The 14,764-nt window shown below is 74.8% G+C and carries 15 protein-coding genes; 8 read left to right on the top strand and 7 right to left on the bottom strand.

The window, feature by feature from the left end; translation table 11 throughout:
* Positions 1-70 precede the first annotated feature (70 nt).
* On the top strand, positions 71-1,258 hold the full coding sequence (locus tag IF89_RS0105510; RefSeq protein WP_030761982.1) for a S8 family peptidase: 1,188 nt from the start codon (positions 71-73) through the stop codon (positions 1,256-1,258).
* Positions 1,259-1,320: 62 nt separating this feature from the next.
* Here IF89_RS0105510 and IF89_RS47470 read toward each other — a convergent pair whose 3' ends face one another.
* Complete coding sequence (locus tag IF89_RS47470) at positions 1,321-4,299, bottom strand: serine hydrolase (protein WP_234327661.1); 2,979 nt, start codon at positions 4,297-4,299, stop codon at positions 1,321-1,323.
* A gap of 217 nt (positions 4,300-4,516) precedes the next feature.
* Here IF89_RS47470 and IF89_RS0105500 point away from each other — a divergent pair, with 217 nt between their 5' ends.
* Positions 4,517-5,176, top strand: coding sequence for a lysophospholipid acyltransferase family protein (locus IF89_RS0105500; RefSeq protein ID WP_030761976.1), 660 nt, complete (start codon positions 4,517-4,519; stop codon positions 5,174-5,176).
* Between the two features lie 7 nt (positions 5,177-5,183).
* Here IF89_RS0105500 and IF89_RS0105495 read toward each other — a convergent pair whose 3' ends face one another.
* Positions 5,184-5,669: a hypothetical protein gene (locus IF89_RS0105495; protein WP_030761974.1), complete on the bottom strand. Its 486-nt coding sequence runs from the start codon at positions 5,667-5,669 to the stop codon at positions 5,184-5,186.
* Between the two features lie 377 nt (positions 5,670-6,046).
* Complete coding sequence (locus IF89_RS0105490; protein ID WP_030761971.1) at positions 6,047-6,478, bottom strand: GNAT family N-acetyltransferase; 432 nt, start codon at positions 6,476-6,478, stop codon at positions 6,047-6,049.
* A gap of 143 nt (positions 6,479-6,621) precedes the next feature.
* On the opposite strand from IF89_RS0105490, the gene IF89_RS0105485 reads away from it, so the two are divergent.
* Entirely contained in the window at positions 6,622-7,038 is a 417-nt protein-coding gene (locus tag IF89_RS0105485) for a YciI family protein (protein ID WP_030761968.1), read from the top strand.
* A 137-nt stretch (positions 7,039-7,175) separates the two neighbouring features.
* Positions 7,176-7,358 (top strand): hypothetical protein, encoded by a 183-nt coding sequence (locus tag IF89_RS0105480; RefSeq protein WP_030761965.1) that lies wholly within the window; start codon positions 7,176-7,178, stop codon positions 7,356-7,358.
* A gap of 263 nt (positions 7,359-7,621) precedes the next feature.
* Here IF89_RS0105480 and IF89_RS0105475 read toward each other — a convergent pair whose 3' ends face one another.
* The gene (locus IF89_RS0105475) at positions 7,622-9,109 is read right to left on the bottom strand and encodes an AMP-binding protein (RefSeq protein ID WP_030761963.1); all 1,488 of its coding nucleotides are present in this window, start codon (positions 9,107-9,109) and stop codon (positions 7,622-7,624) included.
* A 106-nt stretch (positions 9,110-9,215) separates the two neighbouring features.
* On the opposite strand from IF89_RS0105475, the gene IF89_RS0105470 reads away from it, so the two are divergent.
* The 4 genes from IF89_RS0105470 (at position 9,216) to IF89_RS0105455 (ending at position 12,350) form a co-directional block, all read left to right on the top strand.
* Positions 9,216-9,962 (top strand): class I SAM-dependent methyltransferase, encoded by a 747-nt coding sequence (locus IF89_RS0105470; protein WP_043193031.1) that lies wholly within the window; start codon positions 9,216-9,218, stop codon positions 9,960-9,962.
* A gap of 107 nt (positions 9,963-10,069) precedes the next feature.
* Positions 10,070-10,483, top strand: coding sequence for a rodlin (locus IF89_RS0105465; protein WP_030761961.1), 414 nt, complete (start codon positions 10,070-10,072; stop codon positions 10,481-10,483).
* 319 nt (positions 10,484-10,802) lie between these two features.
* Positions 10,803-11,120 carry a hypothetical protein gene (locus IF89_RS0105460; protein WP_030761960.1) on the top strand — a complete coding sequence of 106 codons (318 nt, stop codon included), beginning with the start codon at positions 10,803-10,805 and terminating at the stop codon, positions 11,118-11,120.
* 120 nt (positions 11,121-11,240) lie between these two features.
* Positions 11,241-12,350, top strand: a complete 1,110-nt coding sequence (locus IF89_RS0105455; protein ID WP_051806815.1) for a serine hydrolase domain-containing protein — start codon at positions 11,241-11,243, stop codon at positions 12,348-12,350.
* 26 nt (positions 12,351-12,376) lie between these two features.
* Here the strand turns inward: IF89_RS0105455 and IF89_RS0105450 are convergent, their stop codons facing one another.
* The 3 genes from IF89_RS0105450 to IF89_RS0105440 form a co-directional block, all read right to left on the bottom strand.
* On the bottom strand, positions 12,377-13,207 hold the full coding sequence (locus tag IF89_RS0105450; protein ID WP_030761957.1) for a class I SAM-dependent methyltransferase: 831 nt from the start codon (positions 13,205-13,207) through the stop codon (positions 12,377-12,379).
* A gap of 108 nt (positions 13,208-13,315) precedes the next feature.
* Complete coding sequence (locus tag IF89_RS0105445; RefSeq protein ID WP_030761955.1) at positions 13,316-13,546, bottom strand: hypothetical protein; 231 nt, start codon at positions 13,544-13,546, stop codon at positions 13,316-13,318.
* 60 nt (positions 13,547-13,606) lie between these two features.
* Positions 13,607-14,686 carry a hypothetical protein gene (locus IF89_RS0105440; protein WP_420706879.1) on the bottom strand — a complete coding sequence of 360 codons (1,080 nt, stop codon included), beginning with the start codon at positions 14,684-14,686 and terminating at the stop codon, positions 13,607-13,609.
* Between the last annotated feature and the right edge of the window lie 78 nt (positions 14,687-14,764).

The following is a 14,764-nucleotide window of genomic DNA, read 5'->3' as shown; positions in this document are numbered from 1 at the left end:
GGCCGCGCCCGAGCACCGGCGGGGACGCGGCCGTCTCCCGACGACCGCCGGCCACCCGGGGAGCACCTCCATGCGCCTGCTCGTACGTCTGACCGCCGCGGCCCTGCTCGCGGCGGCCCCCGCACCGACCGGCGCCGCCGCGGACGTACCGGAACCCGTACGGGCTCCGCTCCTCGCGTCCGCCGCCGCCGTTCCCGGCAAGTACATCGTCAGCCTCGACGAGGGAGTGGACGCCGCCGCGCTCGCCGAACGGCTCGGGCTCGCGCCCACCTTCGTGTACGGGTCCGCGATGAACGGCTTCGCCGTCACACTGGGCCCGCAACAGCTCGACGCCGTCCGCACCACCCCCGGCGTCCGCTCCGTGGAGGCGGACGCGGAGGTCTCCGCCCCGCCCACCCCGGTCGGTCCCGCGGCCCTGCCCGCCGCCCGCGCCTCCGCCCCCACCTGGGGCCTGGACCGCATCGACCAGCGGACCCTCCCGCTCGACGGCGACTTCACCGCGCCCGGCGACGGCGCCGGGGTGACCGTGTACATCCTGGACACCGGGATCGACTACGACCACCCCGAGTTCGAGGGCCGCGCCGAGCCCGGATTCGACGCCGTCGGCGACGGCGGCGACGGGCGGGACTGCGAGGGCCACGGCACCCATGTGGCGGGCACCGTCGGCGGCCGGACGTACGGCGTCGCGCGCGCCGTTCGCCTGGTCAGCGTCCGCGTCCTCGGCTGCGACGGCCGGGGCGAGTACTCCGCGGTCGTGGCCGGGCTGGACTGGGTCGCGCGGAACGCCAGGCAGCCGGCCGTCCTGAACGTCTCCCTCGGCGGGAGCCGCTCCGACGCCGTGAACGGCGCCGCTACCGCCGTCGCCGCGGCGGGCACCCTCCCGGTGGTGGCTGCCGGCAACTCCGCGGCCGACGCCTGCACGGTCTCCCCGGCCTCGGCGGACGGGGTGCTGACGGTCGCCGCGAGCAACCGGGCCGACGAGCAGTCCGGCTTCTCCAACCACGGCCCTTGCGTCGAGATCCACGCCCCCGGCGAGCAGATCGACTCGGCGCTCCTCGGCGGCGGCACCGTCGCCCTGGACGGCACCTCCATGGCCGCCCCCCACGCCACCGGGGCGGCCGCCCTCCACAAGGCGGCCCACCCGGCGGCCACGCCCGCGCAAGTGGCCGGCCGGCTCGTCGAGAGGTCCACGGAGGACCTCCTGGCCGCAACCGGCCCCGGCACCCCCAACCGACTGCTGTTCACCGACGTCCTGTAGACCGTCCGGGGCGGGGGCGTCTCTTCGGATCATGCCGGGCTCGCGGGGCCCGACATGACCCCCTAGCCCAGGCGGGTGAGCCGGGTGCCGAAGGAGGGTTCGGTCAGGGCGCCTTGAACGGCCACCGGGATGCTCTTGGCCGCCCCGCCCTCACCGGCCGTCAGGACGGCGACCTCCGTGCCGGCCTTCGCGGTGCGCGGCAACGGCGACGCCCCGGCCTTCAGCGACAGCTTGAAGCGCTGGCCGGGCACGCTGACCACGTTCAGGTCCTTGGCGGCCACCAGCGCGGTACGGCCGCCGAGCCCGTCGTCCACGTAGCCGACCGTGTCGCCCTTGCGGATCAGCGGGGCGGACGCGAGGGCCGCGCGCACCGCTTCGACGATCTTCCTGCTGTTCGCCTTCACCAGCGCCAGGCTCTGCAGGGCGTTCTCGTCGGGGGCCGGAGCGCGCTGCTCCATCAGCGAGCCGACGATCAGCGGGGTCTCGTCACCGACGTCCTTGTACGCCGCCCACACGAAGGTCCCGCCGGCCGGAGTGCTGGAGCCGGTCTTGATGCCGCGGATGCTCAGGCCCTTCACCGTGAGCAGGTCGTTGTTGTTGACGAGCTTCTCGTCGAGGCCCTTGATCGGCGCCTCGGGAAGCGCGACGATCGCGCGGAAGGCGTCGTCCTTCATCACCGCCTCGGCGAGCTTCAGCTGGTCGGTGGCGGTGCTGACGGTGCCCGCGTCCAGCCCGCTGGGGTCGGTGTAGGTGGTGTCCTTCATCCCCAGTTCCCGCGCGGCGGCGTTCATCTTCTCGACGAACGCGGCCTCCGAATCCGTGCCCGTGTCCCAACGTGCCAGCAAGCGGGCGACGTTGTTGCCCGAGGGGATCATCAGCATCTTCAGCATGTCCTGCTGGCTGAACTTCGCACCGGCGGTGAGGCCCGTGATCCGCGACTCGTTCTCGGACTTGCCGTCGGCCACGGTCTTCGCGTCGACCGTGATGTCAGGGCCTGCCTCGGTTCCGCGCAGCGGGTGGTTCTTGAGGATCACGTAGGCCGTCATCGCCTTCGCGACGCTGGCCGTCGGGACGGGCTTCTGCTCACCGAAGGTGCCGATGTCGCCGGAGCCGACGACGCGTACGGCGCCCTGGCCCTTGCCCGGCCACGGTACGGAGAACTGCCCGTCGACGGCGTGCTCGGTCTCGCTCGCGACGAGCCGGGGGTCGGGAAGGGGCCGCAGCATCTGGCCGCCGATGCAGGCGCCGGCGAGGAGCAGGAGGATCGGCGTCCACACCTTGACCCGACGCAGAGCGGTCCGGCGCGGGGTCTCCGCAGGGGCGGGCGTGTTGGTGAGTTCGGCGAGCAGGTCCAGCGGGGGGAGGGGCTGCGGCCGCGGGGTCGCCCGGGGGGCGGCCTGCGGCTGCGGCCGGGGGCGGGCGGGGGCGGGCGGCGGGACGTCCACGTCCTTGAGTGCGACGAACCGGCTCGTCCGCTCGGAGTCCGGGTCCGCGGTCCGGGCCCATCCGGGCACCCGCGGTCCGTCGCCCGACGCGTCGGCGCCCTCCTTGTCGGGCCCGCCCCCGGGACGGCCCGTCCGACTGCCGGGATCACCGGCCGGCTCGGCATCCACGGGCTCGGCGGAGGCCGGCGGCGTGGGCCTCTTCAGTACGCGCGTGGCGTCCGCCTCTTCCGCGGACTTGCCCTCGGGGGCGTCGTCCGCGGACCGGGCCCCGCGGGCGGAGTTCTCGGCCCCGGCGGCCTTGGCCGGTGCGGGTGCCTTGAGTACGCGGGTGGCGTCGGCCTCCTCCGGGGCCTTCTCGGGTGCTCCGGAGGAGGCCCGGCCGGTGCGGTCGGCGGGCATCCGGAGCATGCGCGTCGCGTCGGGGTCCCCCTGGGCGTCGTCCTTGTCGCTCGGGGCCGAGGCTCTGCCGGAGCCGGGGGCGGCCGTCCTGGGCGTCCGCCGGGCGTCGGCCTCCTCCCGAGGCGCCTCCTTCGGGCCGTCGGCGGTGGGCCCGGCCTCGGCGGCGGGGGTGCCTGCGTCGCCCCGGGCCGACGGGTCCGCGTCCGTACCGTTGGGGGCGTCGGCAGTGTCCCCGGCCGGGGCAGGCGCGGGCGCCTTCCGTACGCGCGCGGCGTCGGCCTCCTGCGGGGCCTTCTCGGGGGCTCCGCAGGAGGCCCGGCCGGCGGGCAACCGGAGCATGCGCGTCGCGTCGGCGTCGACCTGGGCGCCGTCCTTGTCGCTCGGAGACCCGGCGTCGGCCTTCGGCATCTCCTCCTCCGGGCTGGCCGAGGCCGCCTCGGCCGGGGCCGGCGCGGACGACTCGCTGACGGTGTCGGCTTCCTCCGAGGCCTCGGGGTCGGGGTCGGCATCCCCGTCGCTGCTCGGCGCGACGGGTGTGGCCTGGGTGGGAGGGCCGGTCCGGGCCGCCGGGTCGGCGTCGTCCGGCGTGGGGGTGGGGCGGCCCGGCATCGTGAGCAGGCGCGTCGCGTCGGCGTCCTCCGGCGCCTCTGCCGCAGCGTGCGCGTCCGTGCCCCCGGAGCCGCCGGCCGGGGAACCGGTTCCGGTGGCCTCCGTACGCAACGACGACGGGTCCCCGGACTCCCCGGCGTCCTCGTCCGCCGCCCCGCCCTCGTCCGTCGGCCCGCCCTCGGCCTTGCGCCCGCCCTCGGCCTTGCGCCCGGACTCGGAGCCGGGCCCCGCCTCGGCTTCGGCCACGGGTCCCGCTGCGGCCTCGGCCTCGGGCTCGCGCCCGGTCTCGGAGTCAGGCCCGGCTTCGGACTGGGCCTCGGGCTCGCGCCCTGACTCGGAGTCGGGCCCGGCGTCGGACTCGGGCTCGCGCCCTGACTCGGGGTCGGGCCCGGCATCAGACTCGGACTCGCGCTCGGGGTCGGTTTCCGGCCCCGTCCCGGCCCGCGCGGTTCCGTCGGCTTCGGCCGGTTCCGTCCGGGCCTCGGTGTCCGGTCCCGTGGACGTGTCATCAGGGTCCGCCCCCGCGACGGTGGTTCCCCCGATCTCCGGGTCGTCCGAGGAACCGTCCGTCACCGCTACCGCCTTCATCCCAGCCCCGCCTTGCTGCTCACACTGTGCAGATACCGTGCGGCAGGCCCCGAGAGGCCCCGCCGCCTTGCAAGATGCCGGGGCACCACCCCGCGTTCCCCGAGCCGGATCTTGTGACCGTTCGGTCATATTCGGTGAGTACGGCTACTCATGACCGCGCTGGAACCCCCGCCGACGATGGACCGCAACAGCACCGCACCATCGAACGGGGACGTCCATGCTCAGCCGAATCGCCGCCGCCGTGGTCCCCGCCTTCGGGCGGCTGACCGTCACCGCCGACCCCGGTGCCCGGCCCGCCACCGGTTCCATCCTCGTGGCCAACCACACCTCCCTCGCCGACCCCGCCGTCGTGGTCGCGGCCCTGCGCCGGCTCGGGATCGAACCGGTCATCCTGGCCACCGCCGGACTCTGGCGCGTCCCGCTGCTCGGTCCGGCGCTGCGCCGCGAGGGGCACATCGCCGTCCACCGTGGCACCGCCCGGGCCGCGGACTCACTGGACGCCGCTGCCGTGGCCCTCGCCTCGGGACGCAGCGTGCTGCTGTACGGGGAGGGCGGACTGCCGACGCGCCGCGACGCGGGGGAGCCCGCTCCCGGCCCGTTCCGCAGCGGCCCGGCCCGCCTCGCAGCCGCCACCGGGGCCCCCGTCGTGCCCGTGGGCCAGGCGGGCTCGCGCCGCCTGTGCTCCGGCAGCAGCGCCAAGCAGCTCGCCGGTGTCTTCACGGCGCCGCTGCGCAGGCCGTGCCTGCACGTCCACCTCGGGTCGCCGCTGCACCTCCCCGACCGGGTGCCGGAGGCGACGGACCGTGCCCGCGAGGCCGTCGTCGCGGCGTGGCGCACCGCCGCGTCCGCCGTGGGGGAGTCCTGCGTCGCCGCGTGAGGTGCGTTCACCGGGTGCTGTGCCCGAGCAGGACGTGCGCCGCGGGCGCCCGGTCGGTGTCGGTGTCGACGACGGACACCACCAGCGGGCTGCTGCCCACCGGCCCGCCGGCCGTGGCGCGCAGCCGGTAGCGCTCGACGCGGACGGCGTCCCGCGCGAGCGGCCCGCCGCCCGTGAACAGCGACAGGGGCTTCGCGTCGTTCGCGACGCGCAGTTCGGCCGGCCGCCAGGTGCCGGAGGCCTGGTCGAACCGCTCCAGCAGCAGGCCCGGCCCGCTTGCGGGCACGTCCCCCGGTCCGCCGACGAGGACCTCCATCTGGAACGCCACGAGCAGATGCCGGTGGTCCGCCGCGTTGCCGTTGCGCAGGGTCACGGTGAACTCCTGCGCGGCGCCGCCCCGTACGAGGGCCAGCCGGCCGCCGCGGGTGTCCACCGCGACGGAGAGCCGGGTGGGAGCCGGAGGCCGGCCCGTGGCCAGGGGCGGGGGCGACACGGCCGGAGTACCGGACGCCGGGGGAGTACCGGGAGCGGAAGCCGCGACCGACACGGAAGGGGACGCCGAGGGCGAGGGCGGGTGCCCCGAGGGCGGGGCCGGCGACCCCGACGGCGCGGCCGACCCCGGGGCCGCGGCCGGCCCCCCGCCGCCCTCCTTCGCGCACCCGGAGGAGCCGGCGAGCAGGACGGCGGCGACGGCAGCGGCGCACAGGCCCCGGGCACGGGGAACGCGGGCTACAAGCATGGGATCGGTTCCCCCGGGTCGACGACGCGAGGAACCTAACAAGCCCGTTCCGGGCCGACGAGCCCGATCGGGCCTCGGGGCGGCGACGGTTCGGTCACGGAAGACCGGGCGCGGTCGGCCGGCTCCGCTGTTCAGGACAGCGGCTTCTCGAAGCTGAAGGCCGTCACCGCCATCCGCTCGCGGAAGTAGAAGCGGTGCGCGTCGGTCCGCTGGGTGCCGGAGTCCAGCGTGAGGGCGGTGCATCCGGCGGCCCGGGCGTGCTGCTCCAGGTGCGTGAGCAGCGCACGGCCCACTCCGGTGGACCGGGCCGTGGCGGAGGTGACCAGGTCGTCGACGTAGAGCTTGCGGACCAGGGAGGTGGTGGCGACGAGCCGCCAGCCCGCCGCGCCCACGCACACCCCGTCCGCACCGTAGGCCGCCGTGAAGCGCAACCCCTGCCCCCGACCCTCCGCGAGGACCGTGAGGAAGAGGTCCTCGGTGAGGTGGGGACGCAGCTCCAGCAGTACGGGCAGCAGGTCGGTGGTGAGCCGGGCGTCACCGGGCTCCAGGTCGATGATCTTCATGGCGGCAGGGTACGGGCTCCTCCCGGCGCGGCGTCCTCGCGCGGGGGCGGCCCCCGTGTCGCAATGGGAAGGAAGGCCGTCGGCCTCGCGCGGGAAAGCTCCCCGTCCGGAGCCCGTGACCGGCACAGAAGGAGAGGCACCCCATGAAGTACATGCTGATGGTTCTCGGGAGTCAGGCCGACTACGACGCCATGGGCGGCCGGTCGAGCGGCGGCAGCCCCGCGTGGTCGGAAGCGGATCTGAAGGCCATGTTCGACCACATGTCCGCGCTGAACGAGGACCTCGTCGCGTCGGGAGAGTGGGTCGACGGCCAGGGCCTGACCGAACCCCGCATGGCCCGGCTGGTGACCGCCGCGCCCGACGGCACCCCGGTCGTGTCCGACGGGCCGTACGGCGGGGCGGAGGAGGTGCTCGCCGGGTACTGGATCGTCGACGTCCCCGACTTCGCCCGGGCCGCCGAGATCGCCGCCCGTGCCCACGCCTGTCCCGTGCCGGAGGGGGCGCCGAACCCCCCGGTCGTCGTCCGTCCCGTCGACTCCACCTCGGGCACGGACATGTGACACGGCATTCCGCCCGCGCCGCCGGCCCGCACTCCCGGGCCGTCCGGGCGGCGGGCCGTGTCCACCACGGCGGGACGCGCCGTCCGCATGCCGGACAGCGGCCACGGCTGTCGGACCTCGGCCCTACTCTTGATCACGTGAGCCCGACCCCTGACACCCGCCCGGTCCCCGAACGCTCCCTCGCCGCCATCAACGCCGACATCCGCTGCCTCTTCGCCCGTGCCGAGGGCCGCCTCTCCGACGCGGAACGCATCCGCCACGCCGCCCTGCTCCAGGAGTGGGCCGCGGCCGTGCGCGCCTCGGTGGTCCCGGCCGCATAGGGCCGAGGACGCTCCGGAGCCGGCGTCCCGGGTGAGGGCAGCGCCCGGCGCAGGTGCCGGAGCCGCGTACGGCGGTACCGGATCGCAGCCGCACGGGTCGCCGACCAGGCGCGCCACGCGGGCGCGTCGGACGTCCGGTCACCCGCGCCACGCCTTTCGCCCGGTCCCTGGAGGCGGTGCCGCCCCGCTCGACCGGCATCGTCAGAGCAGCAGTTGCCCGATCGGTACCGGGCCCCGCCCCGGAGCCGTGCGCAGAACCCCGGTCAACCACCGGCTGCCCGGGCGCGGAGGGCCCGTCGGTCCGGCTTGCCCCGGGGGGTCAGCGGGATGTCCGGGATCCAGAAGACGGCCGTCGGGCGGTGGGCAGGGGCCAGAGCGCGTTCCACCAGGGCGCAGGCCTCGGCGGCCGCGTCGGCGGCCGGGGCGGCTCCGGCGGCCGGGACCAGGAAGGCGCACACCTCTTCCCCCGTGAGGTCGCTGTGCCGGCCGACCACCACCGCCTCGGCGACGGCGGGATGCCGGGTGAGCGCCGCTTCGACGGGCAGGCAGTACACGTTGTCCCCGTCGACCATGACCACGTCCGCCGCCCGGTCGTCGAGGTACAGGTAGCCGTCCCCGTCGAAGTGGCCGAGGTCCCCGGTGCGCAGCCAGCCGTCCCGGAGCACCTCGGCCGACAGATCCGGCCGGCCCCAGTAGCCGGACATCATCGCCGCCGACCGGATCCACACCTCGCCCGTGCGGCCGGCCGGCACCGCACCGCCCCGCCCGTCACGGATCTCGGCCTCCACCCCGGCGACGGGCCTGCCGACCGACGCGAGGAGTTCCGGCCGTCCGCCCACCGCCGCATCGTGGTCCGCCGGGGTCAGCCGGCAGATCACCCCCGCCTCGTTCGCGCCGTATCCCTGCCGCCACCGGCCGCCCCAGTGCGTCAACGCCTCCCGCAGCCGCTGCGGATGGATCGGGGAGTCCCCGTACGAGACGGCCTCCAGCCCCGGCACCCCGCGGGCGGTCTCCGGATCGTCCAGCAGCCGGTACACCATCGACGTCGTCAGGTACGTGGAGACCGGCGCCAGCCGCAGGCAGGCAGCCGCGAACTCCCGGGTCCCGAAAGGCTCCAGGATCTCCACCCGTCCGCCGGCCCGGAACTGCTCCAGGCACCGGCCCCCGGACCGCTGCGCCAGCGAGGTCACCGACACGTAGGCCGTCCTCGCCCAACCCGCAGGCCGCACGGAGTTCCGCGCGGCCATCGCGCCGAAGGTCGAGGCCACGCCCTTGGGCCGGCCCGTCGTCCCGCTCGTGTAGGTCACGCGCGCCACGTCGTCGTCCCGCGCCGCCACGGACACGGGGACGGCAGCGCGCCGGCCCGCTTCCCGCACCGCCTCGTCCAGGGCCAGCAGCCGCGTCCCCGTGGCCGGTACCGGTACGTCGTGCACCACCAGGTCCGGCCGGCAGTCCCGCAGGACGAAGTCCAGCCCGTATTGGGCGGGCCCGGCGAGGACCTGCGTCAGCCGCGCGCCCAACAAGTGCGCGGCGATCCGTACCAGCAGCACCTCCGGCCGGTTCGTGCCCGCCACGCAGGCCAGCCCCGAGCCGCGCCCGACCCCCGACTCGGCCAGCACTCCCGCCAGCCGCCACGACGCGTCGAGCACCTCCTGGAACTCCAGGACGACCGGGCCGGCCCCGAGCGCGGGCCGTCCCGCGTGCGCCTCCAACGCCTCGACCAGCTCCGTGACATACCGCGCGGCCACCATCCGCGATTCCCCTCTCCGCCGTCCGTGGTGATCGTACGGTCCCTCCCGGCCACAGTGCCCCCGCCGGGCGGCGTCCCCCTCCACGGGAGGCCGGGCCAGCGGCATCATGGGCGCCATGACGACCGAATCCCGTGCTCGTTCATTCAGCTCCGCGGCCGCGCGCTACGCCGCGAACCGCCCCTCGTATCCGCCCGAGCTCTTCGACGCGCTCACGGAGCTCGCCGGCTTCCCCCTGGCCGGCGCCCGCGTCGCCGATGTGGGCGCGGGTACGGGAATCGCCACCTCCTTGCTGGAGGCCCGCGGCGCGCGCGTCGTAGGGGTGGAGCCGGGGGAGGGCATGGCCGCCGAGTTCCGGCGCCGCAACCCCCGCACACCCCTGGTCCGCGCGGACGGCAACCAGCTGCCGCTGGCCTCCGGCTGCCTGGACCTGCTGACGTACGCGCAGTCCTGGCACTGGACCGACCCGGACCGGGCGGTCCCCGAAGCGCTGCGGGTGCTGCGGCCCGGCGGGGCGCTCGCGGTATGGCACAACGACCCCGACACCGCGGTGCGTTGGATCGCGGAGCAGCAGGCGCGCATCGAGGCCCGCTTCGGCCCAGGCTGGTACATCAACGAACGCGCCAGGCCCCAGGAGGGGTTGAGGTTCACCGACCGGCACCTGCCGTGGTCGCGCAGGGTCCCGGTCGACATGCACCTGGCCAAACTGTCCACCCACTCCCTCTTCCTCGTCGGCGAACCGGGCACGGAGACGTTCCTCACCGACGAACGGGCCCTGCTCATGGACCGCTTCCCCGACGGGTGGGTGGAGGAGCACTACGTGGTGGAGCTGAACGTGGCCGTCCGGGGTGGGTGAGACGGCGATGCCGCCAATCGGGTGAAGCGCCGGAACCCGCCGCCGCCCGGGCCGTTGATCAAGACGCCTCACCCCCTTGCACTCGTGTCACCTAAGGACGACCCCTGATGTTCAAGAAGATCATGGCCACCGCCGCCGCCACCGTCTCCATCGTCGGCGCGGGCGCCGCAGTTGCCGCCCCGGCCATGGCCGTCGGCAACGACAACGGGATCAACACCGTCAACGGCAACGGTGCCGTGCAGGCCTACGGCAACCAGAAGACCCACGGCGACCAGAGCCCGCAGCTCGGCCTCGTCCAGGGCACCCTGAACAAGCCCTGCATCGGCCTGCCGGCCAAGGTCAATGTCCAGTCCGTGCTGGCGCTCATCGCCAACATCGGCGTCCAGGACGTCAACATCCTGTCCAACCCGCAGAACCAGCAGTGCACCAAGAACTCCACCCAGGCCAAGGGCGACGAGCCGCTCTCCCACATCCTGGAGAACATCCCGGTCCTCTCCGGCAACCTCTCGGCCGGCAGCTGACGCAGTCCCCCTGTGCGAGCCGGGGCCTCCGAAGCCTGCGCGAGTGCCCACGGGGCCCCGGCTTGTTCCCCGCGGATCCTCTCGATCCGACCTCGAACGGCGCGCGCCGGCCGCACGGCCGACGACGCGGCCACCGAACTGCACCACCCCAGAGCCTCCCGCCCGACCGGGCCGGAGGCTCTGGCGCGTGCCCTGCGGTGCGGGGGAGCGGAGCGCGGGTCGCCGGGCAGGAGGGTGCCGTGCTCCTCGCGGTGGGCGCGGTGCGGCGCCGCGCCGTGTGAGACCCGGTGTGCGGCGCCCGGTCCGGTAGCTTCGGTTCATGACCCCTGAGCCGCAGAGCTTCGAAATCCTGGTGGTGCCCGAACACATCGAGAACCTCCGCGGGGCCTCCCCGGCCGACCGCGCCCTGCGGTCGGCCGTGGTCGAGGCGACCGGTGAGCAGGGCGCTTCGGGCTATCCGCGCTACCGGGGGGAGGGCATGGAGGCCGACATCGATCCCGCCACCCGCAGCATCGAGGCCCTGCTCGTCGACGGCGCGGAACTGGACTACGGGCTGACCGCCATGATCGCCCCCGATGACCGGGGCCGGGGCCGCGGCCGGGAAGACCGGACGCATGAACGGCCCGCGAACGGGTGATCCGGGGCGTTTCGGTCATACAGATGTTGGCCGGGAGCGGGCCAGCGCGCTCCCGGCGCGCCGCCGTAGCGTCTTCCCATCGGGAAGAACGTGAGTGGCGCGCATCGAGGAGACCGACGGATGACCAAGCCCGTTCCCCAGCAGAGGAGTTCGCGTGCCGCCGTGCAGGAGGTCCTGGACCGGGCGGTGAACGGGGCCGGCCTCCCCGGCATGATCGCCCAGGTGCAGGACCGCCGGGGACGGTGGTTCGCCACTGCGGGGGTGGCCGACACGGCGACCGGCCGTGAGCGGCTGCCCCACGAGCAGTACCGCATCGGCAGCACCACCAAGACCTTCACCGCCACCCTCACCCTGCAACTCGCCGCCGAGCACACGCTCTCCCTGGACGACACCGTCGAGCACTGGCTCCCCGGCCTGGTCGGGGGGAACGGCAACGACGCCGGCGCGATCACCGTCCGGCACCTGCTCGGCATGACCAGCGGGCTCTTCAACTACTCCGTGGACGAGGGGCTGCTCTCCCGGCACTACGGCCCGGCTTTCCTGGAGCACCGCTACGACCGCTTCAGCCCCGAGCAGCTGGTGGAGATCGCCACCGCCCACGCCCCGGACTTCGCCCCGGGTGAGGGCTGGACGTACAGCAACACCGGCTACATCCTGCTCGGCCTGATCATCGAGCAGGCGACGGGCCGGACCTTCGCCCACCAGCTGGAGCAGCGCATCGCCCGCCCGCTGGAACTGACCGGCACCTATGTCCCGGGCGACGACGAGTACGGGCTGCGCGGACCCCACCCCCGGCTCTACAGCAAGAACTTCCTGACGGCGCCCGACGCCGAGGTCCATGACGTGACCGAACTGAACACCAGCTTCGCCTGGTCGGCCGGCGGCATGGTCTCCACCGCCGGTGACCTGAACCGCTTCTTCGCCGAACTGCTCGGGGGCCGGTTGCTGCCCCCCGCCCAGCAGGAGGAGATGTTCGCCGCCCGTCCCACTCCCGAGGGCAAGTGGCTCCCCGGCGCCTCCTACGGCCTGGGCATGTCGGCCATGACGGTGTCCTCGGGCGTGACCGTGTGGGGCATGGGCGGTGCCATCAACGGCTCGTTCTGCTACACCTACGGCACCCGCGACGGCGAGCACGTCGTGGCGCAGAGCGTCAACGGCGACTGGAACGACCCGATCGGCCTGTTCACGCAGGTCCTCGAAGCCGAATTCGCCGGCGAACGCGCCGTGTGAGGCGTCCCCGTCCCGGGCGGGCGGCGTCAGGCCCGCCGGTGGGCGGTCAGCAGCAGGTACTCCCACTCCATGACGCCGTCCGCGGTGTGCTCGGCGGCAAGGGCGTCGAGCGCCGCGTCCAGGGCTGCGACCTTCTCCGGGTCGTCGCCGATCGCGCGGTACACGGCGATGGTCGGCCCGTAGCAGGCCTTGAAGAACTCCCGGAAGTCCGGCGGGTTCTTGAAGAGGGTCACGGGAACCGTCCGGCGGCGGGCGACCACGTCGGTGACCGCGTCGCCGAGGAGCTCATGGACGTACTCCTCGCTGCCCCACAGCGGAGGCGGCTGCACCCCGGGCGGGGGCGGCGGGGCGTATGGCTTCATCGTGGCGAACAGCCGGCCGACGAAGCCCTCGGGGGTCCAGCTGAGCAGCCCGACCGTCCCGCCGGCCCGGCACACGCGCAGCATCTCGTCTGCGGCGGTGCGATGGTGCGGGGCGAACATGATGCCGATGCACGACATCACGACGTCGAACTCGCCGTCCGCGAAAGGCAGTGCCTCGGCGTCCGCCTCCCGCCACTCCAGCTTCGCGCCCTGGACGGCGGCCAGGTGCCGACCGACCTCCAGCAGCTCCGGGGTCAGGTCGGACGCCACGACGTCGGCCCCGGCCAACGCGGCCGGGATCGCGGCGTTGCCCGATCCCGCCGCGATGTCGAGGACCCGGTCGCCGGTCCGGACCCCGCACTCCTTCACCAGCAGGGGACCCAGCGCGGAGACCACATGGGAGGCCACGGACGGGTAGTCGCCCATGGCCCACATCGCACGGTGCTTGGCCTTCAGGGTGCGGTCGGCCTGCCGCGCCTCGCTCGCATCGGTCATGACAGCCGTCCTCCAGCGCTCGAAGCGGTCCTCCCCCGAGCCTAGGGACGTTCCGGCGGACCGGCCCGTCGGCGCGGCCACCCGGGTGGCGGTCCCGGGGCTGCCGGGTCAGTCGCGGGGGGCCGGGCCGCCGAAATCGCGCGCGAAGCCCTCGCGGAAGCCCGGCCGTTCCAGCGCGTGCTCGAAGGCGCGTGCTGCGCGGGCGAGCGCGGTCGCGTTCTCCTGGGCGGCGGCGAGTTCGGCGAGGTACGCGCGCAGGCTCAGTCCGCGATCGGCGGCGAGCACGGCGAGACGGTCGCGCACGTCGGTGTCGACCTCGACGGTGGTGGTGTCGGCCATCCTCCGAGTATGCGCGTCCGGCGGCCGCCCGGGGGCCCGTTCGCCCGGCCGGTACACCGCCTATCCGGCCCAGCGTCCCGTGAGGAAGGTGATGGCAACCGTCGTGCACAGCGGCCCGGCGACGTACAGATAGGCGCTGCGCACCCAGGGGCGGCCGAGGCTCCAGCCGGCCAGGGAGATCCACAGCGGCCACCACAGGAGGGTGGAGCGGGGCAGGGAGGTGTACCAGTAGGAGGTGCCCAGGGCCCACAGGGTGAGCGCGACGTACAGGGCCTCCGGCCAGTGGCGGCGGCGGACCAGCACGGCCAGGAGGACGACGCCGGTCACCATGGCCAGGAGCTCGGCCTGCCACATCAGCGCGTAGCCCGTGGGGTGGGCGTGTCCGAAGGCGGCCGTCCAGGTGTGGGCCCACGCCTCCCACGGCAGGTGGAAGTCCCGGTACCAACCCCGTTCCTGCGAGTGCTTCCAGGCCATCCAGTCCCCGGTCCACGCGTGCAGGTACCAGCTGAACAGCAGCGCCGGGAGGGCGGGCAGGACCAGCCAGGGGGCGCTGCGCCAGGTGGCCCGGGTACGGGCGGTCAGGAGGAAGTGGAGCACGAGCGCGGCCGCGAGGAAGAGGCCCGTCACCCGCACCGAGCAGGCCAGGCAGGCCAGCACCGAGGCGGCGGCCCAGCTCTGGCGCTGCGCCGCGAGCCAGGCGGGCAGGGCCAGGGCCAGGAAGAGGGATTCGGTGTAACCGGCGGCGAGGAACACGGCGCAGGGCGAGACGAGCAGGAACGCCACCGCGCGTCGGGCGCCGTCGTCGCCGCCCGGCCGGGCACGGGCGATCCGGGCGAGGGACAGGACGGCGACGCCCCCGGCGACGAACGAGATCAAGGCGCCGGACGCGGACCAGGACGCGAGCAGCGGCGCGGGCCGGCGGCTCTCGCCGTCGGAGGGGAAGAGCCGGCCGACGGCGGCCGCGGTGGCCCAGATGCCGAGGCGGGTCACCAGGTAGAGCCACAGCACCTCGCGGTCGCCGGGCCGCAGCCACCGCACGACCGGCAGCGGGCGGCGGGGACGGCCCGGGGCGGGCCGACCCGGAGCGGCGGGTGGCGGACGGGGGACCTCGGACGGCCGAGGCAGGGCTGAAACGGACACAGGGGATCTCCAGAGCCGTCTGAGGGCGTGCGGGACCGCCGGTCGGGCTTGCGGGCCGGGTCCGCGGTGGGGGTCGGT

It is taken from the genome of Streptomyces sp. NRRL F-2664, assembly GCF_000719345.1.
Classification (GTDB): domain Bacteria; phylum Actinomycetota; class Actinomycetes; order Streptomycetales; family Streptomycetaceae; genus Streptomyces.
Note: the sequence above shows the minus strand (reverse complement) of the source record. Positions and strands in the feature narration are given on the sequence as shown.

What these genes read in the sequence shown, in the direction of transcription:
- IF89_RS0105510 (WP_030761982.1), top strand. Translation starts at nt 71, where the DNA reads ATGCGCCTGCTCGTACGTCTGACCGCCGCGGCCCTGCTCGCGGCGGCC.
- IF89_RS47470 (WP_234327661.1), bottom strand. Translation starts at nt 4,299, where the DNA reads ATGAAGGCGGTAGCGGTGACGGACGGTTCCTCGGACGACCCGGAGATC.
- IF89_RS0105500 (WP_030761976.1), top strand. Translation starts at nt 4,517, where the DNA reads ATGCTCAGCCGAATCGCCGCCGCCGTGGTCCCCGCCTTCGGGCGGCTG.
- IF89_RS0105490 (WP_030761971.1), bottom strand. Translation starts at nt 6,478, where the DNA reads ATGAAGATCATCGACCTGGAGCCCGGTGACGCCCGGCTCACCACCGAC.
- IF89_RS0105485 (WP_030761968.1), top strand. Translation starts at nt 6,622, where the DNA reads ATGAAGTACATGCTGATGGTTCTCGGGAGTCAGGCCGACTACGACGCC.
- IF89_RS0105475 (WP_030761963.1), bottom strand. Translation starts at nt 9,109, where the DNA reads ATGGTGGCCGCGCGGTATGTCACGGAGCTGGTCGAGGCGTTGGAGGCG.
- IF89_RS0105470 (WP_043193031.1), top strand. Translation starts at nt 9,216, where the DNA reads ATGGGCGCCATGACGACCGAATCCCGTGCTCGTTCATTCAGCTCCGCG.
- IF89_RS0105465 (WP_030761961.1), top strand. Translation starts at nt 10,070, where the DNA reads ATGTTCAAGAAGATCATGGCCACCGCCGCCGCCACCGTCTCCATCGTC.
- IF89_RS0105460 (WP_030761960.1), top strand. Translation starts at nt 10,803, where the DNA reads ATGACCCCTGAGCCGCAGAGCTTCGAAATCCTGGTGGTGCCCGAACAC.
- IF89_RS0105455 (WP_051806815.1), top strand. Translation starts at nt 11,241, where the DNA reads ATGACCAAGCCCGTTCCCCAGCAGAGGAGTTCGCGTGCCGCCGTGCAG.
- IF89_RS0105450 (WP_030761957.1), bottom strand. Translation starts at nt 13,207, where the DNA reads ATGACCGATGCGAGCGAGGCGCGGCAGGCCGACCGCACCCTGAAGGCC.
- IF89_RS0105445 (WP_030761955.1), bottom strand. Translation starts at nt 13,546, where the DNA reads ATGGCCGACACCACCACCGTCGAGGTCGACACCGACGTGCGCGACCGT.